The sequence below is a fragment of the Syntrophus buswellii genome, assembly GCF_046097065.1.
Lineage (GTDB): Bacteria > Desulfobacterota > Syntrophia > Syntrophales > Syntrophaceae > Syntrophus > Syntrophus buswellii.
Genome location: NZ_CP175563.1, coordinates 1254576 through 1279888 on the forward strand (window position 1 = coordinate 1254576; position 25313 = coordinate 1279888).

The following is a 25313-nucleotide window of genomic DNA, read 5'->3' on the forward strand; positions in this document are numbered from 1 at the left end:
GTTGATTGTCAAGATTAAAATCCCCAGCAGTATCCGGCTGTTTTTATATTGACAAACCAGCGCATAGTCTTCATTCTATAGCAGGCAGTTCAAGGCGGGGATGATGATCCCCTTGCGGGTGGTGCACTATGAGAAAAAGAACGACGAAACGGATTCGACTGCGGGAGTTGCTTTTCGTCGGAATCCTGGCGGCAGGAATAGGATGTCCGCCGCTTGTTTCCGGAGAACCCCGGGGAACCATCAGTCTGAAGGAGAGCATAGAGGAGGCTCTGAGGAAGAGCCCAACGCTCCATTCCGCCAGGGAGGGTGTGCAGGTGGCGGAATCGCAGCGCAGAGAGGCCTTCACCTCCTTTCTGCCGAGGTTCAGCACGTCCTACAGCTACAAACGCCTGAATGAAGCTCCCGAATTCACACTTCCCATCCTGATACAGCTCGGCCTCACGCCGCTTGCAACGCAGTCCGGGACGAAGGACAACTACAACTGGGGGGTTGAAGTTCACCAGCCCCTCTTTGCCGGTGGGGGAATCCTGGCAAACTACCAGGCGTACCGGACCAACCTGCAAGCCGTCCGCCAGGAGGAGCGGACCGCCGTTCTAGACCTGGTTCTGGAGGTCCAGACGGCCTACCTGAATATCGTCAAGGCGGAAAAACTGCGGGAGGTGGCCCTGTCGTCCGTGGAGCGTCTCTCCGCCCATCGGGACATGACCCGGCATTTTTATGAAGTGGGCATGGTGCCGCGGAACGATCTCCTCTATGCCGAGGTGGAACTGGCCAACGGCCGGCAGGCGCTCCTCCGTGCTGAAAACGGTTTGGACATGGCGAAGGCGAAATTCAACACGCTGCTGAGGCGGAACATGGAATCGCCGGTGGCCGTCGAGGACATCCTGGCTTACCGGCCTTACGAAAAGGAATTCGGCGAATGCCTGAACACGGCCCTGGAAAGGAGAACGGAGATCAAAACCCATGCCCTCAGGGTGGAGCAGGCCCAGAAATCCGTCCAGCTGGCCAGGAGCGACTATTACCCGTCGGTCAATCTCGTGGGCAATTATTCCCGCTATGGAGACGAACCCGGGGTGTCGGGCAGCCGCTACCAGGACTCGGAAAGCTGGTATGTCATGGCCATGGCCAACTGGAACTTCTGGGAGTGGGGGAAAACGAAATACCGGGTGGACGCCAGTCTCAGCCGGGAACGCCAGGCGAGCGATGCGCTGGAGAACGTGCGTGATGCCGTTTCCCTGGAGCTGAAAAACGCCTGGCTGTTTCTCAAGGAGGCGGAACAGCAGATATCGGTTACCCGGAAGGCCGTTGTTCAGGCTGAAGAAAATTATCGGATCACTACGGAGCGATACCGGGAGCAGGTTTCCACCGCCACGGACGTGATCGACGCACAGGCCCTGCTGACACGGGCGAACTCGGACCATACCCGGGCTCTGAGCGACTACCTGATTTCTTTGGCCGGCCTGAAGCGGGCGATGGGAGCGGCGTACGATGAGGAGTAGGGGGAGGCGATGGGCTGGTACCGAAAAGATTTATCCCGTATTTTCAACGAATTGAAGACTTCCTCCCGGGGGCTCTCCTCGGGGGAGGCCGCTGAGCGGCTGAAGCGGCTGGGTCCGAACGAACTGACCGAAAAGAAGAAGAAGTCCCCCTTCCGAATGTTCCTGGATCAGTTCCTGGACTTCATGATCCTGATCCTGATTGCCGCCGCCGTTATTGCGGGGTTCATCGGGGATCTTTCCGACACGATCGCCATCGTCGTGATCGTGATCGTCAATGCCGTCATCGGCTTCATTCAGGAGTACCGGGCTGAAAAGGCCATGGAGGCCCTGAAGAAGATGGCGGCCCCCACGGCGACGGTCATTCGGGACGGACAACCGGGGACGGCTCCCGCTTCCGAACTGGTGCCCGGGGATCTGGTCGTCCTGGAGGCGGGAAGAATCGTGCCCGCCGACATGCGGCTTATCGAGACGGCGCAGCTGAAGGTGGAGGAAGCCGCCCTGACCGGCGAATCGGTTCCGGTAGAAAAAAAGACCGAGGCCCTGGCGGAGGAAGTCCCGCTGGGGGACCGGAACAACATGGCCTATAAGGGCACCTTTGTCACGTACGGCCGGGGTGTCGGGGTTGTGGCGGAAACGGCGATGAAGACCGAGTTCGGAAAGATCGCCGCCATGCTCCAGAACGAGGAGGAGGTGAAGACCCCCCTCCAGAAGAGGCTGGCGGTTTTCGGCCGGAAGCTGGCCGTTGCGGTCCTGGTGATCTGCGCCGTCGTCCTGGGGATCGGCATTCTGAGAGGCGAGCCGCCCATGCTGATGCTCCTGACGGCCATCTCCCTGGCCGTTGCCGCCATTCCGGAGGCTCTTCCCGCCGTCATCACGATTTCCCTGGCCCTCGGGGCGAGGAAGCTCATCAATCTCAAGGCCCTGATCCGGAAACTTCCCGCCGTGGAAACCCTCGGGTCGGTGACCTATATCTGCTCGGACAAGACAGGCACCCTGACCTTGAACAAGATGACCGTGGAATCATTGTTCTTCAACGGCTGCATGGTTCGTTCGAGGGACTTCAAGGACGGCTTGGGTGATGAAGAAACCGCCTCGATTTTTATGAGCGCCCTGGCTTTGAGCAACGACGCACAGTCGGGGGACGGCGGGGACACCCTCCTGGGAGATCCGACGGAAACCGCCTTGTTCGACATCGCGAGAAAAAACGGGTTTGATAAGGGGGCCCTGGAAACAACGCATCGGCGGGTGGCGGAAATTCCTTTCGACTCCGACCGGAAGTGCATGACGACGTTTCACGAGTGGGAGGGAGGGTTTGTTTCCTTCACCAAGGGCGCCGTCGACGTTCTCGTTGAAAGATCCATCGAGGTGATGGCGCCTGCAGGGCGAGCCGCCGTGGATGACCTGGAGATTAAAGGGGTCAACGAGGCGATGGCCGCAGACGGCATGCGGGTGCTCTGCTTCGCCATGAGACGATGGGACCGGGTTCCCGACGATCTGTCTCCGGAGAACGTCGAAAAGGGGATGACCCTGATCGGCCTGGTTGGAATGATCGACCCCCCCCGGGAAGAGGCGGGAGAGGCGGTCGCCCTGTGCCGCAGCGCCGGCATCAAAACGGTCATGATCACGGGTGATCACCCCGCTACGGCACGGGCGATTGCCGGGAAGCTGGGGATCCTTGACGGAGACGGAAGCGCCGTCCTTACGGGGCGGGAATTGGAAGGGCTCTCACCGGAGGAATTCGCGGAACGGGTCGAGCACATCCGGGTCTACGCCCGGGTGGCCCCTGAGCAGAAGCTGAAGATCGTCAAAGCACTGCAGGACCGGGGGCAGTATGTCGCCATGACCGGCGACGGGGTCAACGACGCGCCGGCGCTCAAGCGGGCGGACATCGGCATCGCCATGGGAATTACCGGAACGGACGTTTCAAAGGAGGCGGCCTCCATGATCCTCCTGGACGATAATTTCGCGTCCATCGTGAACGCCGTGAGAGAAGGCCGGAAGATCTTCGACAACATCCGGAAATTCATCAAGTATCTCCTGACGACCAACTCCGGCGAGATCTGGACCCTTTTCCTGGCGCCGGTGCTGGGGCTGCCGATTCCGCTGCTGCCCATTCAGATTCTCTGGATCAATCTCGTTACCGACGGCCTTCCCGCCCTGGCCCTGTCCGTCGAGCCTCCCGAGGGAAATGTCATGAACCGGCCTCCCAGGCACCCCAAGGAAAGCATCTTTGCCGGAGGGCTGGGAATTCATGCCATCGCGATCGGTCTGCTGATGGCGGCACTGGTCCTCTGTATCCAGGTCTGGTCGATCCGGACCGGGAATGAGCATTGGCAGACCATGGTGTTCACGATGCTTTGCATCACCCAGCTGGGTCACGTCCTCGCCATTCGATCCGAGCGGGAGTCTCTCTTCAGGATCGGGCTGTTCTCCAACCGGTACCTTCTCGGCGCGGTTCTGCTCACCTTTCTGCTGCAGATGGCGACGGTCTACCTGCCCGTTCTCAATTCCGTCTTCAAGACGACGCCGCTGACCCTGCAGGAGCTGCTCCTGACTCTTGCCGTGTCCTCCGTGGTCTTTTTCGCCGTGGAGATTGAAAAATTCTTCAGGCGGCGGATGTCGGACACTGCTCCGGCAGCTTGAGGAGGCGGCGGGCGTTGACGCCCAGAATCAGGTCTTTCTGTTCCGGCGTCAGGGGAAGGCTCCGGACGGCCTCGAGGTTTTCAGCGAGGTCGGCCACACCCGGCCAGTCCGATCCATAAATGACCTTATGGGCAATCCTCCCCAGTTCAGGGAAGTATTTGAGAAGATTGTGGGGTGGGAGCCCCGCGATTTCCAGGAATACGTTTCCGTGCATTTTGGCCAGAAAATAGGCCCGGTCGTACCAGAAGCCGCGTCCGCCGTGGACAAGAAGAATCTTCAGCCGGGGAAAATCCACGGCGACGTCGTCGAGGTGGAGGGGATCGCCGTATTTCAGGCGGGCGCCCTCGAAAACGGAACTCCCCGTGTGAAACATGATGGGGATGTCTCTCGCCTGGGCCACGGAATACAGAGGATAAAGCCTGCTTTCGTTGGGATAGAACTGCTGATAGGTCGGATAGAGCTTCAGCCCCCGGAAGCCGTGCCGGGTGATCAGGTCCTCCAGCCTTTCCGCCGGGGCCAGGTCCGTTGCGGGGTTGATGCTGGCAAAGGGAATCAGTTCCGGTCTTCCCGAACAGAAGTCCTCGACATACTCATTGGTGCAGATGCCTGTGGTGATGGGGCACAGCTCCGCCATGACCACCCCGTAGTCGATGCCGCTTTCCTTCAGGAGGCCGACAAAGGCTTCCGGGTCACTGTACCGCCTGGCATATTCCTCATAATTGCACGTCTGGCCGACAATCTTTGCTATCCATCCCTGCGCCGAGGGCTGGAAGCTTTCGTAGGATATGGGATGCATGTGAAAATCCACAACGACCGATTTGTCTGTCATGCTCCTGTCCTCCTCCCCGTCCTGTTTTATATGCCCCTGCTTTCAAGCAGGGATGGCTTGCCCAGGGTTGTCTTGAAATATTCCAGCATCAATTCCGAAAGGATCTGCTCCCTGGGGATGTTTGCAACGGTTTCTGCCCGGTTTGCCGAAGCATTTCCGGCATTGCCCTTCCGGGCGGCCAGCTGCTGCCTTGCCTGCTGCAGGGCGGCGTACCGGTCAGCCAGGACATTCCGGGGCAAGGCTGAAAGTTTCAGGTACGACGAGGCCACCTGGCTGGGTGCGGGCAATCGAGGCGATTCCAGGACGCTTTTTGAGCTTCTGGCGTGGCGCTGAAGTCCCTTGAGGACGTGTCTGGGTTCGGCGAAATTGACGCCGGACCATCCGGCGCGGATCCAGGAAAAAAAGCCGGATCGGACTGCTGGCGGCGAAGAGCCCGTCGAGACGTAGACGCCGACGGAAAAATAGTCATAGATGTAGGACTTGACCCAGCCCAGGCCGGCTTTGGCCGAACCCGGCTCTCCGGAATAATGGTAATTCCAGTCGTCGTCCTTTCCCAGGATGAAGCCCTTTTTCCCCACATCGGATATGTCCGCCTGCTTGGAAACGGAAACAAGGACCTGCCGCCCTTTGTGCTTGAGAAGGATCAGGGTCTTCTTGAGATCGTATTGATAGTACACCCCGGTGTTGAGGTCCGGGGTGATCCCCACATGCTCCAGCCCCCGGAGAACAATGGGCTGGCCTTCCGAGGGGCTCAGGTCGGAAATGTTCGAGATTCTTCTCGAATTCCCCTGGTCGATCCATTGGGAGTACCGAAGCGACGACGGGCTTGTGAGGACCGATGGAATCTGCCGGCTGAAGGAGTATTTTAGAAAGCTCGGAAAGTCGATCCTCGTGTCGAATTCGTAATAGGCCCCCGAGGCTTTCCAGAGTTTCGGAAGATCCGCTTCCCGTTTCGGCTTGGGTTCGAGCACGTAATCCACAAGGGTGGCGATAGCCTGGGAGTCCAGGGCGACCTTGGGGTCCATGCAGGATTGAACGAGCTTCATGGCCGCGGCGGGAACGGGGTTGGATGCCTCCGAGAGGGGGGCAGCCTGGGTCGGAGCATGAAGAACGAGGGTTACCAGGAAAAGGGCCAGAATCGTGGTGGATCTTCGGATGCCGGAAGCCGGCCCGGGATTGCTTTTTTTCGTCATGGGTTTTTCGTGCTCGGTCAAGCCGAGTCCTCCTTTACCTTTGAGCTTAAAACGTTTCGACCTTATATCCCTTCCGCCGGAGCGACGCAAGTATTCCGTCGGGACCCACCAGGTGGCCGATCCCGACAAGGAAAAATTCCTTCTGCGGGGTCTGCCCATAGGCATCGATTTTGGGCAGCCAATTCTCGTTGCGGTCCGTCAGCAAGCTCTTGTAGAGCTCCGGCGTTTTCTGAAAGTCGGCGATCAGGAGTTCATGGAGCCGTTCCGTATCACCCTGTTTCCAGGCCGCCACGAGGCTTTCGTAGAAAGGTCCCATCGATGCCACTTCCTGCAGGGCATGACGGACAAATCCGTCTTCATCTTCCCGCCCCATATCCGCGAGAAATGCGATCTGCTCATCGACCGTCTCCAGTCCCTTCACGGCCTTTCCGTCCCGCTTTGCCTGGCGGTAGAAGTGAAGGTCAACGCCTTCGCTGGTGGCGTTGAGCTTGGCCAGCTCGGCAGCCTCCATCATGACTGCGAGAATGGAGGGCTTGAACTTTCTGAGCAGCTCGACAGGGATGCCGTTGTCCCCGCAGTAGCGCTTCAGCCGCTCATAGGTTCGGGGCGACAGGTGCTGATCCAGTGTGGAGCCGTCTGTATAAAGCGCCTTTGACATCAGCTTCCGCTGTGTTTCTGGGCTGTTGAGCTGCCGGAGATCCGTTTCGAAGACCAGGAGATCGGAGGCCCGGTATGCCCTGTCAAATTCCGGAGGAAGGGGAAAATCCGAAGGGCGCAGCAGGTGGCAGGTTCCTCCCAGGAAAAAAACGGTCGGCCCCTTTTCGATCTTCCACACAGAGGTCTGCGCGGATGCCGTTGAACAAAGCAGTATGGCCAGAAAAATTTCAAGTACGATCCGTTTCATGTCCAGCTCCGGAGTGAACCCGCCTGTCTTTTAAGGAAAGAGCGACAACCTGAGTGCCCTCGCGCTCCCATTTTTTTGAAAACCCCAGTTTTTTGGCAAGAGCGATCATCTTTTCGTTTTCACTCATGATCTGTCCTTCAATTTCGTTGAGGCCCTTCTTGATGCCGTTGCTGATGATCAGCCGCAGAAGCTTGGAAGCCAGCCCCTTTCTCTGAAAATCATCATGAACGAGAAGGGCGAATTCTCCTGAATTGCTTTCCGGGTCCACATGGAGCGAACCCACGCCGATGATCCGCCTTCGCCCGCCTTCGGAAATCTCCGCCACAATGGCCAGGTGCCGGTCATAATCCGTGTCGCACATCAGGACAAGCCATTCGTGGTCGATGTTCGTCGAGGACGAGAAGAATCTCGTCCGGAGGGTCTCTTCAGAAAGGGTGGAGAGAAACTCCCGCGCCAGGGGTTCGTCTTCCGGCTTTATCGGCCTCAGCACGACGGCGGTTCCGTCCCTGAACTTCCAGTCTTCAACGAGATGGCCCGGATACGGAGAAATGATCAGGTGCGGATATGGCGAATGATAATTGATGATCAGCCCGTCGTCAACGGGGGATGTTTCCAGAAGGATGCGGACATCGCGGGCATGGGCCCTGCCGCTGGAGATGACGAGGGGATTGATTTCGATTCCCGAAATCTCGGGGAAATCTGCAATGAGATGAGAGAAATTCACGAGGAGTTCCTCGAGGGAATCAAGATCCGCCGGAGGCCTGCCCCGGAAGCCCTGGATAAGCCGGTAGGCCTTCGTCTCTTCCATGAGCCTCTTCGCAAGCGTCCTGTTCAGGGGAGGCAGTCCGATGGAGAAATCCCGGATGAGGTCCGCGTTGATCCCCCCCATCCCGAAAAAGATAAAGGTGCCGAAATCCCGGTCTCTTCTGGAGCCCAGAACGAGCTTGTAATCCACAGGTTCGATCATCTTCTGAAGGGCGATTCCCTCGATGGCGATTCCGGGTGCGCGCTCCTTCACCCGCTTCAGCATTTTTGTCCAGGCCTCCCTGAGACGCTCATCCGACGCAATGTCCGTCACCACTCCGCCTGCGTCCTTCGGGGAGGGGATCTGGGAAGACACGACTTTAACGACGACGGGGTATCCGATTTCCCCCGCTTCGTGAAGGGCCTCTTCAACAGTGTGTACCGTCCGGGAAGGCGTCGAGGGGATGGCGTACCCGTCGAAAAATTCTTTCGACTCCCGATCGTTCAAAGACGTTCTTCCCTCCGCAAGGGCCTTGTGGATGAGGCTGACCAGCTTCTGCCTGGAGAGGGCATGGCGCTCCGGCAATTCCGAGGGGGTTTCATGGAGCAGATCCAGGCTTCTCCGGTACTTGAACATGTTGACATAGGCCCGCACGCCCTCTTCGGGCGTCGAGTAGGTGGGAATATTGCCGGAAAGGAGGATATCCCGGGCTTTTCTCACCTGGCTCCCCCCGATCCAGGCGGCAATGATCGGCTTCCAGGATTTTCCTGCGCTCTCGATGACGGCCCGGGCAACCACTTCAGGCCCGGCGGTGTTCATGGGGACATAGATGACCAGGACGCCGTCGACACCGGGGTCATTGAGGCAGGCGGTGATGGCCTCCACGTAGCCGGCGGTATCGGTGTTGCTGAGCAGATCCACGGGATTGCCTTCGCTCCATTGAGGCGGGAGGGAGTTCTTCAGCGTCCTGATCGTTTCCGGGGACAATCTGGCCGGTTCACCGCCAAATTCGATCAGGGCGTCTGTCGCCATGAGTCCGGCGCCTGCGTAGGCAAACTCCAGGCCCGCAGCGGTCACGATGGCCAGCCTCGGCCCCCTGGGAAGCTTCCTGGAATCTAGAACCCCGGCGGCGTGAAACAAGCCTGCGATGTCCCGGACCCGCATCACTCCGGCCCGCTTGAAGGCCGCCTCGTAGACGGCGTCGTTGCCGGACGGAACAAAAAGGGTTGACGACCTTTCCAGGCTTGTCCTGTCGATAAATCTGCCCGGCTTGAGGACGACGATGGGCTTGCGGAGCGCGAAGGAACGGGCCGCGCTCATGAATTTTTTCGCGTTCCCCACGCTCTCCATGTACATGAGGATACTCGTCGTCTTCCAGTCGTTGCTGAGGAAGTCAATGAGATCGCCGAAACCGATATCGATCATTGAACCCAGGGAGGCAACCATGCTGAAGCCGATATCGGCGTACAGTCCCCAGCTCAGGATGGCGCTGGTCAGAGCGTTGCTTTCGGAGATGAAGGCGATATTTCCCGGCGGGGGCATTTCCTCCACGAATGTGGCCTTGAGTCCTGAGTCCGGCCTCACAAAACCGAGGCAGTTGGGGCCGAGGATCCGCATGCCGTAGCGCTTCCGGGCATCGGACAGGCGCTTTTCCAGAAGCGCCCCCTCGGCGCCGGTTTCCCGGAATCCGGCGGAAATGATCACAGCGCCGCCCACGCCGGCTTTGCCGCAGGCTTCCACCCCTTCGGGGACGGCCCCGGCCGGGATGGCGATCACCGCGAGATCCACGTGTTCGGGAACGCTGCCGATATCAGGGTAGCATTGGAGATCCAGCAGGGTATCCTTCCTCGGATTGACGGGAAAGATCTTCCTGCCCTTCGCCTTCAGGAGGTTGTCGAGGATGATCCGGCCCACGGAGCCCTCCTGATCTGACGCGCCGATCAGGGCAATGCTCCGGGGGTCGAAAACGCTGGAAAGGGTTGCCATTTCTGACCTCTGTTTTCCTGCCGTGTTCCCGGTTTCCGGCTTTCCCCTTGGCCGGGGGATCCGGCACAGTCTTCCGGGAGGAGATGAACTTCATGAATTCTAGGGAAGAATCCGCAAGTTCTCAATGCTTTTTTTTTGCTGTTCCCTGCCCCCGTCATGGCCCTGGCGTAGACATCTCCAGGGTGCCCTGTCCTGCGGCGGCGGGGTTTTCCCTCCCGAAAGTTGAGGTAGTCATGGCGGCGGATTGGTGCTATGCAGTAAGCTGGCTTCCATCCTCAGGGGAGCCTGCTGGAGAAGAGAGATGACACCCTTTCGCATAACGACGGACTTCGAACCCCGGGGGGATCAGCCCCAGGCGATCGAGAAGCTGGTGGAGGGGCTGCGGCGGGGGCTCCCTCATCAGGTGCTGATGGGGGTTACGGGATCGGGAAAGACCTTTACCGTTGCCAAGGTGATCGAGGCGGTTCAGAGGCCCGCCCTGGTCATTGCCCACAACAAAACCCTGGCGGCCCAGCTTTACGGGGAATTCAAAAGCCTTTTCCCCGGGAATGCCGTTGAATATTTTGTCAGCTATTACGATTACTACCAGCCCGAGGCCTACATCCCAAGCACGGATACCTACATCGAGAAAGACTCCTCGATTAACGAGGAAATCGACAAGCTCCGTCATTCGGCGACCCATTCCCTCCTTGAACGGCGGGATGTGATCATCGTGGCCAGCGTCTCCTGCATCTACGGTCTGGGCTCCCCCGAGGCTTACCAGGGCCTGCTCCTTGAGCTGGAAGCCGGCGGGGATCTGTCCCGGGAGGCGATGCTGAGGCGTCTCGTCGATATTCAGTACGAACGGAACGATGTGGACTTTCACCGGGGAACCTTCCGCGTGCGGGGCGATGTGGTGGAGATTTTTCCCCCTTACGAGGAAGAGCGGGCCATTCGCGTGGAATTTTTCGGCGATACCGTCGAGGCCCTGTCGTTCGTGGACCCGCTGCGGGGGAGAAAGCTGCAGGCCCTGGAGCGGATCGCCGTTTATCCCGGGAGCCACTATGTGACCACCCGGGACAACCTCAACCGGGCCATTGCCGCGATCCGGGAGGAGCTGCAGGGTCGGCTGGCGGAGCTGAGGACTTCCGGCAAGCTCCTGGAGGCCCAGCGCCTGGAGCAGCGGACGAACTTTGACATCGAGATGATGGAGGAGATGGGATACTGCCAGGGGATCGAAAATTACTCCCGCCATCTCACCGGACGGGCCCCCGGCGAACCGCCGCCCACGTTGGTGGAGTACCTGCCGAAGGACGCCCTGATTGTCCTGGACGAGAGCCACGTCACGGTCCCCCAGCTGATCGGGATGTACCGGGGAGACCGGTCGAGAAAGGAGACCCTTGTCACGTTCGGATTCCGCCTCCCCTCGGCTCTGGACAACCGGCCGCTGAGATTCGAGGAATACGAAAAATTTCCCCAGCAGCGGCTTTACATCTCGGCGACGCCCGCGGCCTATGAACTTGAAAAGGCAGGCCGCCAGGTGGTGGAGCAGATCATCCGCCCCACGGGGCTGATGGATCCGGAGATTCTCGTCCGGCCCGTTTCCGGGCAGGTGGATGATCTCCTGGCCGAGATCCGGAAACGAGCGGAACGGAAGGAGCGGGTGCTGGTGACCACCCTGACCAAGCGGATGGCGGAGAATCTGTCCACCTATTATGAAGGGTTGGGGGTGAAGGTGAAGTATCTTCATTCCGACATTTCGACCCTGGAGCGTGTCGGCATTCTCCGTGATCTTCGCCTGGGGGAGTTTGACGTGCTGGTCGGCGTCAATCTCCTTCGGGAAGGTCTGGATATTCCTGAGGTATCTCTCGTGGCAATCCTGGATGCGGACAAGGAGGGGTTTCTCCGTTCAGAGCGCTCCCTCATTCAGACCAGCGGCAGGGCGGCGCGGAATGTAGGCGGCCAGGTCATCATGTATGCCGACACCATGACCCGCTCCATTACGGCCTGCCTGAAGGAGACCGGTCGGCGCCGTACCCTGCAGGACGCATACAACCGGGAGCATTCCATTACCCCGGAATCCATAAAAAAATCCATCGACAACATTCTGGCTTCCATCTATGAGGCGGATTATGCCTCCGTTACCGTGGCCGCCGAGGAAAAGGCGGCCTATCTCTCCGATGCGGACCTGGAAAAGACGATCCGGAGGCTGAAAGCGGAGATGAAGGAGGCGGCCGGGAGGCTTGAGTTTGAGAAAGCGGCGTCTCTGCGGGATCAGATCAAAGACCTCACCGAATTGAAGCTGGAGCTGGGCGGCAAGAGCTAGACGGAAAGCCGGGAAAAAGGGGACCCCCCCCATGGATTACCCCTTTTTCCCCTCAAAGAACAGGGCGAACCCCCTCAGGAGAAGCCGCTCAAAGGCTTGAGCGTCCGCCCCGGCTGCGACGGCCTCAGGATTCCGTTTTTTCGCTCAGGCAGATTGAGCCGCTCTTTTTCCCCGCGTTGCAGCGTCTCCATGATGCCTGCCCTCGCCGTTCACCAGGGTCGTCAATTCCCCGATCACGAAGGTCATCTGTCCAGCCTGTTCGTTCATCTGCTCGGCGGCGCTGGCCGATTCCTCGGCGCTGGCCGCGGTCTGCTGGATGACGCGGTCCATTTCCGCCACGGCCTTGTTGACCTGTCCGATTCCCTGTGCCTGCTCCCTGGAGGCCGCTGCAATTTCCTCGACCAGGCTAGCGACTTTGGCTGAATGTTCGACATTTTCCAGGAAGGCCTGCTGAGTCTGCTCTGTCAGCTCACCGCTCTTTTTGACGGTTGCGATCGTGTTTTCGATGAGTCCGGAGGTGCTTTTGGCTGCCTGAGCCGCCCGCATGGCCAGGTTGCGCACCTCATCGGCGACGACGGCAAAACCGGCCCCTGCTTCCCCGGCGCGGGCCGCTTCCACGGCCGCATTGAGGGCTAAAAGATTGGTCTGGAAGGCAATCTCGTCAATGGTTTTAACGATCTTTCCCGTTTCCTCGCTCGTCTGAATGGCCTCCTTCACCGCGGCTGCCATGTGGCTGACATGAACATTCACCTTGTCGATGACGGCTGTAACCTCCAGCATCAGGGCACGGGCCTGGGCGGCGTTGTCGGCGTTCCGCCTTGTCATGGAGGACATCTCTTCCAGGGAGGAAGACGTTCCCTCCAGTGAGGAGGCCTGTTCCGACGCACCTTCGGCCAGGACCTGGCTGGCGGACGCCACCTGTCTGGCTGCCGATGAAACCTCTCCGGCGCCCTGGTTGAGCAGATCCATTTTCCCCAGGACGGGACGGAGGATGGTTCCCGCCAGGAAGTAGCCCAGGACGGCCATGAAGATTCCCACGAGAATGCCGGCCCCCGCAATCATCAGAATCATGGATCGGAGCATTTCTTCCATCGGCGTGCGGTCCTTTCCGATGAAGAACATCCCGGTGATCTGACCCGTGCTGCCCATGAGCGGCCAGTAGGCCGTATTGTAGTTTTTGTCGGCAATCCTGTTCCTGTTGAGGAACTGACTTCCTTTGCGTAAAACCGTCTCAAGGACGGCCGGGTTGTCCATTTTGGTTCCGACGAGGCGCTTGCCGCCCCGCGCCAGGGTCGTCGAAACCCGTTCATCGCCTTTGAAAATGGTGCAATCGACCCCGAAAATTTTCTTGATCCCATCGACAAGGGAATTCGTGGCGATCAGATTCATCCCGGTCGTAACCGAGCCGGTAATGCGTCCGTCGGCCATGATGGGGGCCCCGCCCCTCAGGCTGAACTTGATCTCGCTTCCATCCTCGATGCCTGCCGAATTTTCTCCGGCCAGGGCTTTCGTCACGTTCGCCTGATTGCTCACAGTGTCTCCTCTTTGGTCGGAGTGGCCCCGCGCCATGACATTCCCCCTGGAATCGACCAGCGTCACAAAGTCCACCATGTACTTCGACTGGAGGGCCTTGGCCATGGCCTGGAGTCTGTCCGCATCTCCTTCCTTCATCGCCGCCGCAAGTTCGGGATCAAGGGCCATCATCGCCGCCTGTTTTTTGGTCCTGTCCATGGCCTCCTGAATGTTTGCCTGAACGGCCGCAGCCACGACGGCCATTTCTTTTTCCGCCTGCTTGTCAAGCCCTTTTGATACGAAATAATAGACCATCCCAAGCGATGAAAAACCAACCATCACCACGGTAAAAAACACCAGTCCGACAATCTTCCAGGACAGGGATAAGCTTCTTTGTCTCATGTGCACAGTCTCCTTTTCGCTCGATAGTATGGGGTGTCGCTTCTTGCGAAGGACCGTTATGCAATTCATATTCCAGGAAATAATCGGCGGGGGTTTTTTTTGACGGGGCGATAAGGGACTAACGGGCCGGTACGTATCCGAAGCCGGAAGGGGTGCGTTCTGGAAAGGGGAAAACGGGTCAGGGAGTCAGAAAAAGGGGGGATGATGCGTGCCTGGGAAGGCTCTTGGCAGAAGATGGAGGCGGGACGGCGAAAAACCCGGAAGCCCCGGCCACGATGCCGACGGGATACTGCCCTGTAACCGACAGGGCTACCGGGTCATGATGAAGCGCTGTTCGGGCCTGGGTACGTACCACCTGATGAAATTGTGGCTGATCCCCAGCGGAGCCAGCTCGATGCCCCGGAAGCGGGCCTGGACGATGGGAAGGGCGTCCGGAACGTAAAGGAAGGTATAGGGCTGCTCTTCCGCCAGGATTTCCTGGATCCGGTCATAGATTTTTTTCCTCTCCTTCGGATCGAAGGTGCCGCGCCCCTGTTCAAGAAGCCGGTCCACTTCCTCGTTTTTGAAGGATGTGAAGTTCAATTCCTGAGGGCCGGTCTTGCTGGAATGCCAGACGTCGTAGAGGTCGGGATCGAGGGGAATCGTCCATCCCAGGATTGTGGCGTCAAAGCGTCTCTTGTTGATGAAGTCGTTGACGAACGCGGCCCATTCCACAACCCTGATTTTTACGGAAATGCCGATCTCGGCAAGGCGGCGCTGGATGATCTCCGCGCATTTGGATCGGACTTCGTTGCCCTGGTTCACCAGAAGCTCAAAGGCGAAGGGCTGTCCGTTGCGGTCCAGAATCCCGTCACCGTCGCGGTCCTTCCAGCCCGCCTCCGCCAGCAGAGCCCGTGCTTTGGCCGGGTCGTGGGGGAAGGTCGGAACCTTTGGATTATAGGCCCAGGTCCCCGGTTTGAAAGGGCCGGTGGAGGGTTTGCCCAATCCCAGCAGGACCCCCTGAACGATTTCCTCCTTGTCGATGGCCAGGGTCAGGGCCTGCCTGACCCGCCGGTCCGAAAAGAGGGGATTTCTGAGGTTGTAGCCGACAAAGGTGTAGGCGAAAGAAAGATAACGGAATTTGTTGAAGTTATTGCGGAACAGGGGATTTTCCGTCTGCCGGGTGTACTGCAGCGGCGTCAGGTTCATCCGGTCGATCCCGGAGGCCCGCAGCTCCAGGAACATGGTGGCCATGTCCGGAATGATGCGCAGGATATAGCCGTCGATGTACGGCCTGCCTTCGAAATAGTCCGGATTGGACACCAGGACGATTTTCTGTCCGGACACCCACTCCTTGAATTTGTAAGGCCCGGTTCCCACGGGCTTCCGGGCGAGGGGCGTCCGAGTGATGTCCTGCCCGGCCAGAAGATGCCTGGGAAGGATCGCGCTTCCCCAGCTCATGAGGGCGGGGGCGAAGGGTTTGTCATAGGTGACCCGGAAGGTGAGGGGATCGAGTGCCTCCGCCTTTTTCACCTTGAGAAAATCGCCGGCGTAGGCTGTCGGCGTTCTGGGATCGATGGTGAGCCGGTAGGTAAAGAGAACATCTTCAGCGGAGAACGGGTGGCCGTCATGCCAGCGGACGTTGGGGCGCAGGTGAAAGGTGATGACCAGGCCGTCGGGGGAGATCACCCAGGACTCGGCAAGGTCACCGACGATATTGAGGTCCTTGTCGTATTTGACCAGGCCGTTGTAGATGAGGGCGGCGATGCCGTGGGAGGTGGAGTCGGAAGAGAGCAGGGGGATCAGGTTGCTGGCGTCCCCGATGGAGCCGTCGACGATGATATCGCCATAGGCGGGCACTGCCGCTTCCCGCTCCCCGGTCTGCCGGGGCTCGTCCCCGGCCGGGCTGCATCCCAGCAATCCGCCGGCCAGGACAAGAAGGCTCACCAGGAGATAATGTAGAAAGGAGCTTTTCATGAAGGTGGAAGATATGTTAGAAAGGGCTATTTTGCAACAGAATTCGTCGGATTCTCATGGGTTTGTCCTTACAAAGCCATCCCGGTTCCGTCCTGGAGCCAAAAGATCAGCCTTTGCCGGAAAAATCAAGAGCCCCCGTCAGGCGAAGGATCTCAGCAACATGGCAAGCCTTCCCTTCTTATTCTTGAGTCCCAGTTTCATGCGGATATTTTCCCTGTGAAATTCAATGACCCGCTGCTTGGCATTTAAAAGCTCCGCTATTTCCTTTGACGTCTTGCCTTCCTTCACGAGACAGGCAATCTGAACCTCCGTTTTCGTCAGGTTCAAAAAGCTGGAGGTCAGCCGCTGAGCAAAGGGGGAAGCGATATCCATGAGGTGAGCTTCCGCCGTCTGGAGGCATCCAAGCTGGTCCTGGCGAAGGGGTGATTTCTTCAGCCTGTCCAGATAGGGAAGCACCAGCTTCTGGATATTCAGGAGAAACCTTTCCTTTAACTCCTCCTGATCCCTTTCCAAGGTATTCAGCAGGACATTCAGTGTCGTGTTGACCTCCATCAGGTTCTGAGCCTTGATCCTCAGTTCCTTCTCCCGCTGGGCTAAAGCGGCCTCGGCCTGCTTCCGCTCCGTGATGTCTTCTACAATTCCTTCCAGGTAGGCTGTGGCGCCATCCTGTTTGACCACCTTGCGGATCGTCGCCTTCCCGATCATGATGCTGCCGTCTTTTCGGCGATAGGGATGCTCGGCATAGACCCAGTCCCGGTGGTTCAGGGCGGAAAGAAGCTCTTCGCGGTTCCGGGGATCGGCGTGGATCTGGGTTGCGGAATCCGTGACGATGGAAAGGACTTCCTCGGTCGAGTCATAACCGAGCATCCGGGCATAGGCCTTGTTGATGCGCAGCAATTTTCCATCCATGGTGAACTGGCACATGCCGATCGAGGCGTTCTCAAAGAGGTTCCGATAGATGGCCTCGCTTTCCGCGAGGGCCTTCTCCACCCGTTTTCGCTCCGTATTGTCGAAGACGGAAGATCGACTCAAGAGATAGCGGCCGTCCTGATCATACACCGCCGTTGATTCGATGAGCACGGAGAGGACGTCCCCGTTCTTCCGGATCAGTTCACCCTCGATGTTGCGCCTCGATCCCTGCCGCTTCAGGAGCGTGAAGCTTTTCCGGAATGCGTCCTCCTGGTCGGCGGGGATCAGGTCCGTATAGTTCATCTTTCCGATCACCTCGTCGCGGGAATAGCCCAGCCAGGAGAGTTCCGTATCGTTCATGCGGAGGATGGTTCCGTCCTCTGCCAGGGAATGGTAGCCGCAGGGGGCGTTCTCGTAAAGGTCCCGAATGGCCTCGGCATAGCGCTTCAGTTTGTCCTCCGCCTTCTTGCGTTCCGTTCTGTCGGTAATGGCCACAACGATGGAAAGCAAACGCCCCTGTCGATCACGATTGGTCGCCGATCTCACTTCCCCCCAGCGCCGTGTACCGTCTTTCCGGATGAAATACATTTCATGGGTAAACCCTTTGATTCTACCGCATTTCTGCTGCTCGATGAGGTGGTTGGCCTCCTCGACGTAGTCCGGGTGAAGGATCTCCGTCGTCATTGGCCTGTTTTTCAGCTCTTCCCAGGAGTAGCCGATAAACTCCAGATAGTGCTCATTGGCATGGAGATAATTTCCCTGTGCATCCAGATTGACAATCGCCACGCCGGCATTTTCGAAAAGGGTCCGGTAGATGTTTTCCGGCTCAACCAGGGCGCCGTCCGTCCCTTGGCAATCCGTGATTTTCGCAATCAATGCTCGGTTCTTCCCTGCGGGCCGTGGTTCGGTCCGTCCGGTTGATCCCCTGAAGATCCGGCTCCGGCCGGATTCCGACGGCGCCCGAGGAGAGTCTCCCTTCGCCCCTCTCCTGTCGGAGAGAGGTCGCTTTCCAGGGTTGTTTCCATCGTTCATGGGCAAGGTCCTTTGAGAAGGGTCGCACAATCTAAAAACTATGCGATGCCTGTTTTGTCAACAGAGAATAGAAGTTCCTGAAGCGTCCAGAAATGGAGTGTTCCGGCAGCTCACCGACGCTTCCTCCCCCAGCGGGCACAACTTGTCATGATCAGTATAGAACATTCCCCCTGGCGCGGGAAGCATAAAATCTTCCGTATACCAGGATCATCCTGGAATATGTTCCGTATTCAATCCGTGTTGCAATCTCCGCACAATATGAAAGGATCAGCTCAACCCGACAGGCGAGAAGCCGACGGTCGAATGCACGGCAGTATTGAAGCTGGGAGGAGATCACGATGGCCGAGATGAAAAGAAGTTCCTATACGCACAAAAAACCGCGAACCCGCAGCAGCAGGCTGTTCGGATTCAACAATTCCATCTTGAGCAACAGGACGGTTTACCTGAATCCCTGCATGGAAAGCGGCGACAGCCTTTCCATGGAAGAGGTTGTCCTGTTTGCTTCAGCGGGCAAGTATTTCAGCAACAAGAACTCATAGAAGTCAGCGGAATCAAAGGGGCGATTTCAGGAGGGGCGTGCGCCGCCGCCAGCAAGGATCTTCTGTACGGATCGTCTGCCCGCAGCGGAGGGCCCGTTCCGAGGGGAGTCGAAATGGTTTCCTGAACAGCCGGTGCTCCATCGTGAGCGCGGGCGAAACCCCTGCCGGAAAGCCATTTTCCCGGGCCTGCCGCAAGACCGGAGGCCGGCCCTCTGCACCACGCCAGAATTCCCGAAGCGACTCGAACGCCCTTGTCACCGCCACCGCCGTCAGCGGCGGCGGAAACCTGCCGGAATTTCCCGCCTCAGGCAGAACAGGGGATGCAACGTTCAAAGGGATCGCTCCCCCGGTGACCTCCCCGCATAAATATCGGTTGACTATTTGTGATGGTAACGTCATATGGAGTCGATCACAGGATTCCCGTTCCGGGAAATCGATCACATTCAACGTTACATGAGGACGTCCGGCATTGTCCGGGAAGACGAGCGCTTATGAAGAAAACGGCCGATCATACAGAGCCCCTTGTTCGAAGGGAAATTCCCCCCCTGATATCGCGCAATATGCGGATCGCCGGAGAGGCGCAGCACAAGCACTCCTGGCCTACGACCCCCGGCGCTTTTTTCAGAATCTATAAAGACGACCCCCTTTTCCTGGAAATGACCTTCGAGGAGGGGAGCCCTTCGGCCCGAGTCCTGCTGTACACGAATCTGGTCGGCGAGTCGGAAGAGTGGGGCGAGGTCGAATTTCACAATAATTTATCCGGGAACTTCACCCTTTCGGTTTTGCCGTCGAGATGCGGAATTTTCCTCTTCAAGATCAAATTTTCTCCGGACGGCGGAAAAACGTGGTACTGGGATCGCTGCCCCGTGACGAAGGTCATTGTCGATCCCGAGGTCGCCAAGGACATCAGGATGTATACGCTTATTCCGAGCGTGTCGGGCCATATCGGAGACTGGATTGCCGCCCTGGATCACATCCGGGATCTGGAGTTCAACACCGTTCATCTGCTTCCCGTGACCACCATGGACTATTCCGAAAGCCCCTATGCGGCAGCGGATCTTTTCAGCATCGATCCCTCCTTTCTGAATCCGGCCGATTCACGAAGCGGCCTGGATCAATTCGATGATTTCGTCCGTGCGGCCCGTGAAAAGGGCATCAAACTCTGCGTGGATCTCGTCATGAATCATGTGGGTGTTTCCAGCCAGGTCGCCACGCACTGTCCGGAATGGTTTATTGCGGACCACGACGAACCGGACGGCCTCCTGCGGGCGGGCTGCTGGCACATGAACAAATGGATCCGGTGGGAGGACCTGGCGGTCATCCAGTATGACCAGCCCGAACCGAGCATCAGGCAGGAGGTCTGGTCGTACATGAAGCAGTATGCCCTTTTCTGGGCAAACTACGCCGCCTATACCGGCGGCATGATCCGTCTTGACAACCTTCATTCCAGCCATCCGGCCTTCATCGAGGACCTGATCGGCTCCCTCCGCGGCGCTTATCCGGACCTCATCATCCAGGCGGAATTCTTTTCCGACTCCAATACGCTTCTGAAAACCGCGGCAAGCTGCGAACTCAACCTGCTGCTGGCCAATCCCTGGGAACACCCCTTTGCCGAAGATCTGCGGGAATATCTTCGCTACCTTCATGAAATCAGCAAAAACATCCGCTTTCTGACCCCGGTCACGACCCATGACACAGGTGCGCCCGCGCAGCTGTACGGGACTCCGGAAGCGGCGGTGGCCCGTTATTTTACCCTGGCCCTTCTGGCCACAGGCCAGACCGGAATGGTCCAGGGCACGGAACACGGCGTGCTCGAAAAGATCGATTTCATCGGGCGGAAGCGCTCCGTATCCTTTCCGGCCCCCCACCGCTACGATGTTCTGATCCGGAAAATAAACACCCTCCTTCACAAATACTCCCTCTTCCACGAGGGCGGGAACATCCGTTTCGTGGACCAGGGGCATGGCGCGCTTATTGCTGCCGTGCGGGAAGGTCGAAAAAACCCCCGGGAGAAGTTTCTGCTGATTTCAAATCTGGACACGGCCAACGCTTATAAGATCAAACTCCCCCTGTCCGACATGCTTCTTCAGAAAGACAGGTGCCGGCTTCAGGAGATGATCAGAGGCGAGTCGTTGGTCCTCGAAGGCTGCGTCCCTTTGGAAATTGAAGTCGAACCCTGCGGCATGCGGGCTTACCGCATCCAATGAAATGAGACCCGGACTCGCCCTGCATTCTGCCTGCATGACAATGGATTAGGAGGATTGGAGCCCATGATGACGTCGGAGATCCTGGGAAGATACGCGGATGTCCTTATCTGGGGAATGACCACGGCACGAAAGAAACGATTCAAGAAGGGGGATATCGTGCTCATCCAGTACGATGTCCCGGCCCTGCGCCTGGCCGAGATACTGTATGCGAAGCTGATTGAGAGGGGGATGAATGTCCTTCAGCGGATGAACCTCACATCGGCCATGGAGCATTCCTTCTATTCCCGGGGAAACTCAAACCAGCTGGTCTTCATCCCCCCCGGCGACCGGGAGCTGTACGGCCATCTCAACGGGCGCATTTATCTTCACGCCCCGGAATCGCTGACACACCTGGCCGACATCGACCCCGCCGTTATCGCCAAGGCGCAGCTTTCCCGAAAACCCCTGAGGGACATCTTCAACGAACGGGAAGATCAGGGGGCCTACGCCTGGACGCTCTGCACCGTCCCGACGGAGGACATGGCGAAGAAGGCCGGCCTGTCACTGAGCGATTACACGGCGCAGTTGATGCGGGCCTGCTATCTCGATGAGCGGCAGCCGGTGGAAACATGGATGTCCGTCTATCGCGAAGTGGGAAACATCAAGGCCTGGTTGAATCGCCTCCCCGTCCGGGCCTTTTCGGTCGCGTCGGAAAACGTGGATTTGAGGATCACCCCCGGCGCCATGCGCAAATGGATCGGAATTTCCGGCCACAACATCCCCAGCTTCGAGATCTTTCTTTCTCCCGACTGGCGGGGAACGGAAGGGACGTATTATGCGAATCAGCCTTCCTTCCGCCTGGGAAACTATGTGGAGGGGGTAAGGCTCCGGTTTGAAAAGGGCAGGGCTGTCTCCATCGAGGCGGAGAAGGGACTGGAGTTTGTCGTCAAGCAGCTTTCCATGGACCGGGGAGCTTCCCGGGTGGGAGAATTTTCCCTAACAGACCGGCGCTTCTCCCGCATTGACCGCTTCATGGCGGATACCCTTTTTGACGAAAATTACGGAGGGGAATACGGGAACTGCCACATTGCCGTGGGGGCCTCCTATTCTGACACCTATGCGGGCAATACGGCTGAACTGGACAAGAGCATGAAGCGGAAGCTGGGATTCAATGATTCCGCCCTGCACTGGGATCTGGTGAATACGGAGCCGAAGACCGTCACAGCGGAGCTGACGACGGGGAAGAAAATTCTTGTCTATGAAAACGGCGAGTTCCGCTGCTGAGCGTGGAAAGAGCCAGGGCAATGTTCCAGGGACTCCATCCATGCGAACTGCGGAGAAGCGGGGTGAAGACGCTTCCGCTCCGGCCTGACCTTTGGCGGGCCGCCGGCAGTGTTGCGGTGGGGAAGGGGCTGCGTCAGGGCATGAGAAACTCAGCCGTCTTCCGAAGAAGGGCGTGAGGCATGCAGACGTTTCTTCCTTATCCCGACTTCCGGCAGTCCCTCCAGGCCCTGGATTACAGAAGGCTCGGAAAGCAGCGCGTGGAGGCCTTCCAGCTGATCCGTGCCATCACCGTCGGAACGGGCTGGAGCCGTCATCCCGCCGCCCGGATGTGGGCGGGGTATCTCAATGCCCTGAAGCTCTACTACAACCTGGCCATTGAGGAATGGGAGCGCCGGGGATACCGGAACAGAATGAAGAAAATGGCCGTCGAGGGGGAAGTCGTCCTGCCGCCCTGGTTCGGTGACGAGGCGTTTCATGCCGCGCACCGCTCCAATCTCCTGCGGAAGGATCCCGCATATTACGGACAGTTCGGCTGGCGGGAGCCGCCGACGCTTCCCTATGTCTGGAATGAGGAGAAATGGCTTCATCCTTCCTCGGGAAATCCATGAGGGGGAAAGAGACGGGAAAGGAGGAAGGACCATGACCGTGGGCGGATTGTTCCTCGCTGGAATCGCCTGGGCTGTGTTCGCCGGGACCGCCCTGGCTGCGGAACCCGTGCGGCAGGTCAATGCCTGCGAAGCTGGAAGGCTTCCGGAGCTGGCGGATCAGGTGGCAACGGAAACGGAAAACCAGATAAGGAAGGCGAAATACCCGGAGGAGGTCGCCCAGATCATCGGGCGGGCCCAGATGGATTTCCTGCGTATCCTGATTCGGCAGAACGACGAAATTCTTCGGCAGAACAGCGAAATACGACAGCTTCTCCAGAAGGACATGAGGTGAGTTTCCCTTTAGAGAACAACGAAAGACGGAAAACCCGGCCTCAACACTACGGAACGAGAAAAGGAATACCGGCATGAACGATTCTATCGAAAGGAATATCCCCGGAAATGCCCCCGGTCTCCGGAACGCATCCCCCTCCGGCAGAAGGGGATGGTCATGTTGGCGGAGTGTCGTGCTCATTCCCCTGCTCATTCTGTTCCTGCCCCTTTCCTCGGTGTCGGAAAATCTTTCCTGCCGCCGTTTGCCGATGGTCATGGAGGGGTTTCTTTCCAACCATTACGCAGTCAAGACCATAACCAGGGAGGTCAAGGCCCAGGCCATCGAACAGATGATCAAGAGGCTCGACCCATCCAAAACGATCCTGTATTCGTCCGATGTGGAAAGGCTGAGGCCGGTTCTCCATGGCTTGTTTGCCGGGATGCAGAGAGGCGATTGCGCTGCGCTGAAACCGGTCTATGACGTGCTGGTTGCGCGGGCGCGGGAGAACGAGGAGATGGTCCGGAAAATCCTCGCGGCGGACTATCGGCTCGACGAGGCGGCGGAGCTGAACATCAACGTCAGCAAGCGATCCTATCTGAAAACGAAGGCGGAAAAGTACGACCTCCTCAGAAAGCTCGTGCAGTTTCGGATTGAAAACACCCTGCAGACGGGCATCGACCTGGCAGAGGCCAGGAAGCAGCAGATTCACCATTACGAACTGCAGACCATGAGGGTGATCGAACGCAATCCGGAAGAGCTTCTCACGAGCGCGGCCGAAGCCTTTGCGCTGGCCCTGGATCCCCACACGAACTATCTGTCCCCTGAAAAATTTGAAGATTTCCGGATCTCCATGCAGCTTTCCCTGGAGGGGATAGGGGCCATCCTGAGCAGCGACAATGGCTTTACCGTCATCGAGGAGTTGACCGCCGGCGGAAGCGCCGCCCGGTCGGGTCTGCTCAAGCCGAAGGACAGGATCATCGCCGTTGCCCAGGAAGGGGAACGGCCCGTCAATGTCATCGACATGGATCTGCACGATGTGATCCGGATGATCCGCGGCAGGAAAGGGACGCGGGTCGTCCTTACCATCCTCCGCCAGGAGGAGCGCACGACCCGATTCAATGTCGCGCTTATACGCGACAAGGTGGAACTCAAGGAGCAGGAGGCCAGCATCGAATATGTGACGCGCAAAGCCGGCGACCGGCGCTACACCTTCGGCGTGATCGATCTCCCTTCGTTCTACGGCGATGAAAAGGAAGACAAGTCCTGCTACGAAGATGTTAAACGGCTGCTTGGAGAGGCCAGGGGACGTCGTGTCGATGGAATCGTGCTCGACCTTTCGCGCAACGGCGGGGGACTCCTGAAGGAGGCGGTGCGCCTCGCCGGTCTCTTTGTCGACCAGGGGGGGATCGTAGCGACCAGGGACCATCTCGATCAGGTGACTGTTCTGGCCAACGGCTCGGCCGTCGTGGGGCCGGCGGGCTACAAATACAAGCTGATGGCCTTTCCCGGGGAAGATCCACGTGCGCTCTATACAGGACCCCTTGTTGTGCTGACAAGCCGCTTGAGCGCATCGGCCAGTGAGATCGTGGCGGGCGCTCTCAAAGACTACGCCCGATCGGTGATTGTCGGATCGGATCATACCTTTGGAAAGGGCTCCGTGCAGGTCATGATGCCCCTTCCCTGGAACCTGGGCGGCATGACCGTCACCACGGGCATGTTCTTTCTTCCCGGTGGCAAATCCACGCAGAAGACCGGTGTCGAAGCGGACGTGAAGCTGCCCCTCTGGTTCACCCTTGAAGACGTCGGTGAAACGGCCCTGGATTACCCCCTTCCGGCCCAGAGGATCCCACCTTTCCTTGGATCGCAGGGACGGTTGCCTCTATGGACGCCTGTCACACAGGCCATGCTTGCGAACCTGGCGGCAAGATCCAGGGAGCGGGTCGCCAAGGACGCGAAGTTCGCCGAGATCATTCGGACCAGCAAGGAAGCGGCTGCCAAAAAAGGCATCATCAGGCTTGCCGACCTGCGCAGGGACATGGTCAAGGAAAACGGTGCGAAAAAGAACGGTGCGAAGAAGAAGGAGACCTACACCGAGCTGAGGCAGAAGGCAAAGGAGCAGTATGCCCCCTTTGTGAACGAGGGCGTCAACGTCCTTCTCGACATGGTGACCATGGGTTACGGCAATGCCCCGCGAGGCGGATTCTCCTCGAATTGACGTGAACTCCGGGGAGCCTCCTTCATCTGTTCCCTATGGCCTCAGCCGGCCTGGAAGCCCGTTTCCGGCTGGGGCGGAACACCCGTTCCGCTTCCCATGTTCCGCTGTCCGGGGTGCGGTGTCGAAGCGAATCCCAATCGTTCAACCGTGAACGCCCCGGCATCACCCCTGCGCTTTCCGGCGCCTGAATCCCTTTCCGGCCTCCGCCGCCTTCCGCGATTCGTCCCCTTGTCCGTGAGACTTCAGATTGGAATTT

General features: G+C 58.5%; 17 protein-coding genes. 9 read left to right on the forward strand and 8 right to left on the reverse strand.

The window, feature by feature from the left end; all coding sequences use genetic code 11:
- Window positions 1-128: 128 nt before the first annotated feature.
- Complete coding sequence (locus ACJ77P_RS05675) at window positions 129-1499, forward strand: TolC family protein (RefSeq protein ID WP_408999245.1); 1371 nt, start codon at window positions 129-131, stop codon at window positions 1497-1499.
- A 9-nt stretch (window positions 1500-1508) separates the two neighbouring features.
- Complete coding sequence (locus tag ACJ77P_RS05680) at window positions 1509-4142, forward strand: cation-translocating P-type ATPase (protein ID WP_367360837.1); 2634 nt, start codon at window positions 1509-1511, stop codon at window positions 4140-4142.
- On the opposite strand, the gene ACJ77P_RS05685 is transcribed toward ACJ77P_RS05680, so the two are convergent.
- The 4 genes from ACJ77P_RS05685 to ACJ77P_RS05700 are packed head-to-tail and all read right to left on the reverse strand — an operon-like array spanning window position 4105 to window position 9799.
- Window positions 4105-4971 carry an amidohydrolase family protein gene (locus ACJ77P_RS05685; protein ID WP_408999246.1) on the reverse strand — a complete coding sequence of 289 codons (867 nt, stop codon included), beginning with the start codon at window positions 4969-4971 and terminating at the stop codon, window positions 4105-4107. The genes ACJ77P_RS05680 and ACJ77P_RS05685 overlap by 38 nt on opposite strands.
- 26 nt (window positions 4972-4997) lie before the next feature.
- Window positions 4998-6185, reverse strand: coding sequence for a hypothetical protein (locus tag ACJ77P_RS05690; RefSeq protein ID WP_408999247.1), 1188 nt, complete (start codon window positions 6183-6185; stop codon window positions 4998-5000).
- A 25-nt stretch (window positions 6186-6210) separates the two neighbouring features.
- Entirely contained in the window at window positions 6211-7068 is an 858-nt protein-coding gene (locus ACJ77P_RS05695; RefSeq protein ID WP_367360840.1) for a TraB/GumN family protein, read from the reverse strand.
- Window positions 7049-9799: a bifunctional acetate--CoA ligase family protein/GNAT family N-acetyltransferase gene (locus ACJ77P_RS05700; RefSeq protein ID WP_408999248.1), complete on the reverse strand. Its 2751-nt coding sequence runs from the start codon at window positions 9797-9799 to the stop codon at window positions 7049-7051. Before ACJ77P_RS05700 ends, ACJ77P_RS05695 begins: the two co-directional genes overlap by 20 nt.
- Window positions 9800-10100: 301 nt before the next feature.
- On the opposite strand from ACJ77P_RS05700, the gene uvrB reads away from it, so the two are divergent.
- Window positions 10101-12104, forward strand: a complete 2004-nt coding sequence (gene uvrB, locus ACJ77P_RS05705) for an excinuclease ABC subunit UvrB (protein ID WP_408999249.1) — start codon at window positions 10101-10103, stop codon at window positions 12102-12104.
- A 144-nt stretch (window positions 12105-12248) separates the two neighbouring features.
- Here uvrB and ACJ77P_RS05710 read toward each other — a convergent pair whose 3' ends face one another.
- The 3 genes from ACJ77P_RS05710 to ACJ77P_RS05720 form a co-directional block, all read right to left on the reverse strand.
- A complete protein-coding gene (locus tag ACJ77P_RS05710; RefSeq protein WP_408999250.1) occupies window positions 12249-14018 on the reverse strand; it encodes a methyl-accepting chemotaxis protein in 1770 nt (589 codons plus the stop codon).
- A gap of 309 nt (window positions 14019-14327) precedes the next feature.
- Entirely contained in the window at window positions 14328-15974 is a 1647-nt protein-coding gene (locus ACJ77P_RS05715) for a peptide-binding protein (RefSeq protein ID WP_367360844.1), read from the reverse strand.
- A 138-nt stretch (window positions 15975-16112) separates the two neighbouring features.
- Window positions 16113-17759 carry a PAS domain S-box protein gene (locus tag ACJ77P_RS05720; RefSeq protein WP_367360845.1) on the reverse strand — a complete coding sequence of 549 codons (1647 nt, stop codon included), beginning with the start codon at window positions 17757-17759 and terminating at the stop codon, window positions 16113-16115.
- Between the two features lie 494 nt (window positions 17760-18253).
- Between ACJ77P_RS05720 and ACJ77P_RS05725 the strand changes: the two genes are divergently transcribed.
- A complete protein-coding gene (locus tag ACJ77P_RS05725) occupies window positions 18254-18454 on the forward strand; it encodes a hypothetical protein (protein WP_408999251.1) in 201 nt (66 codons plus the stop codon).
- Between the two features lie 12 nt (window positions 18455-18466).
- On the opposite strand, the gene ACJ77P_RS05730 is transcribed toward ACJ77P_RS05725, so the two are convergent.
- Window positions 18467-18787 carry a hypothetical protein gene (locus tag ACJ77P_RS05730; protein ID WP_408999252.1) on the reverse strand — a complete coding sequence of 107 codons (321 nt, stop codon included), beginning with the start codon at window positions 18785-18787 and terminating at the stop codon, window positions 18467-18469.
- A gap of 158 nt (window positions 18788-18945) precedes the next feature.
- On the opposite strand from ACJ77P_RS05730, the gene ACJ77P_RS05735 reads away from it, so the two are divergent.
- From ACJ77P_RS05735 to ACJ77P_RS05755, 5 genes are all read left to right on the forward strand, one after another.
- Window positions 18946-20661, forward strand: a complete 1716-nt coding sequence (locus ACJ77P_RS05735; protein ID WP_367360847.1) for an alpha-amylase family glycosyl hydrolase — start codon at window positions 18946-18948, stop codon at window positions 20659-20661.
- 63 nt (window positions 20662-20724) lie between these two features.
- The gene (locus ACJ77P_RS05740; protein WP_408999253.1) at window positions 20725-21924 is read left to right on the forward strand and encodes an aminopeptidase; all 1200 of its coding nucleotides are present in this window, start codon (window positions 20725-20727) and stop codon (window positions 21922-21924) included.
- Window positions 21925-22103: 179 nt separating this feature from the next.
- Complete coding sequence (locus ACJ77P_RS05745) at window positions 22104-22532, forward strand: MSMEG_6728 family protein (protein WP_408999254.1); 429 nt, start codon at window positions 22104-22106, stop codon at window positions 22530-22532.
- A 31-nt stretch (window positions 22533-22563) separates the two neighbouring features.
- Window positions 22564-22863 carry a hypothetical protein gene (locus ACJ77P_RS05750; protein ID WP_367360850.1) on the forward strand — a complete coding sequence of 100 codons (300 nt, stop codon included), beginning with the start codon at window positions 22564-22566 and terminating at the stop codon, window positions 22861-22863.
- A gap of 73 nt (window positions 22864-22936) precedes the next feature.
- Window positions 22937-25057, forward strand: coding sequence for a carboxy terminal-processing peptidase (locus ACJ77P_RS05755; protein ID WP_367360851.1), 2121 nt, complete (start codon window positions 22937-22939; stop codon window positions 25055-25057).
- The last annotated feature ends 256 nt before the right edge of the window (window positions 25058-25313 follow it).

Coding starts and splice junctions, on each gene's coding strand:
- ACJ77P_RS05675 (WP_408999245.1), top strand. CDS start 129: ATGAGAAAAAGAACGACGAAACGGATTCGACTGCGGGAGTTGCTTTTC.
- ACJ77P_RS05680 (WP_367360837.1), top strand. CDS start 1,509: ATGGGCTGGTACCGAAAAGATTTATCCCGTATTTTCAACGAATTGAAG.
- ACJ77P_RS05685 (WP_408999246.1), bottom strand. CDS start 4,971: ATGACAGACAAATCGGTCGTTGTGGATTTTCACATGCATCCCATATCC.
- ACJ77P_RS05695 (WP_367360840.1), bottom strand. CDS start 7,068: ATGAAACGGATCGTACTTGAAATTTTTCTGGCCATACTGCTTTGTTCA.
- ACJ77P_RS05700 (WP_408999248.1), bottom strand. CDS start 9,799: ATGGCAACCCTTTCCAGCGTTTTCGACCCCCGGAGCATTGCCCTGATC.
- uvrB (WP_408999249.1), top strand. CDS start 10,101: ATGACACCCTTTCGCATAACGACGGACTTCGAACCCCGGGGGGATCAG.
- ACJ77P_RS05710 (WP_408999250.1), bottom strand. CDS start 14,018: ATGAGACAAAGAAGCTTATCCCTGTCCTGGAAGATTGTCGGACTGGTG.
- ACJ77P_RS05715 (WP_367360844.1), bottom strand. CDS start 15,974: ATGAAAAGCTCCTTTCTACATTATCTCCTGGTGAGCCTTCTTGTCCTG.
- ACJ77P_RS05725 (WP_408999251.1), top strand. CDS start 18,254: ATGGCCGAGATGAAAAGAAGTTCCTATACGCACAAAAAACCGCGAACC.
- ACJ77P_RS05735 (WP_367360847.1), top strand. CDS start 18,946: ATGAAGAAAACGGCCGATCATACAGAGCCCCTTGTTCGAAGGGAAATT.
- ACJ77P_RS05740 (WP_408999253.1), top strand. CDS start 20,725: ATGATGACGTCGGAGATCCTGGGAAGATACGCGGATGTCCTTATCTGG.
- ACJ77P_RS05745 (WP_408999254.1), top strand. CDS start 22,104: ATGCAGACGTTTCTTCCTTATCCCGACTTCCGGCAGTCCCTCCAGGCC.
- ACJ77P_RS05750 (WP_367360850.1), top strand. CDS start 22,564: ATGACCGTGGGCGGATTGTTCCTCGCTGGAATCGCCTGGGCTGTGTTC.
- ACJ77P_RS05755 (WP_367360851.1), top strand. CDS start 22,937: ATGAACGATTCTATCGAAAGGAATATCCCCGGAAATGCCCCCGGTCTC.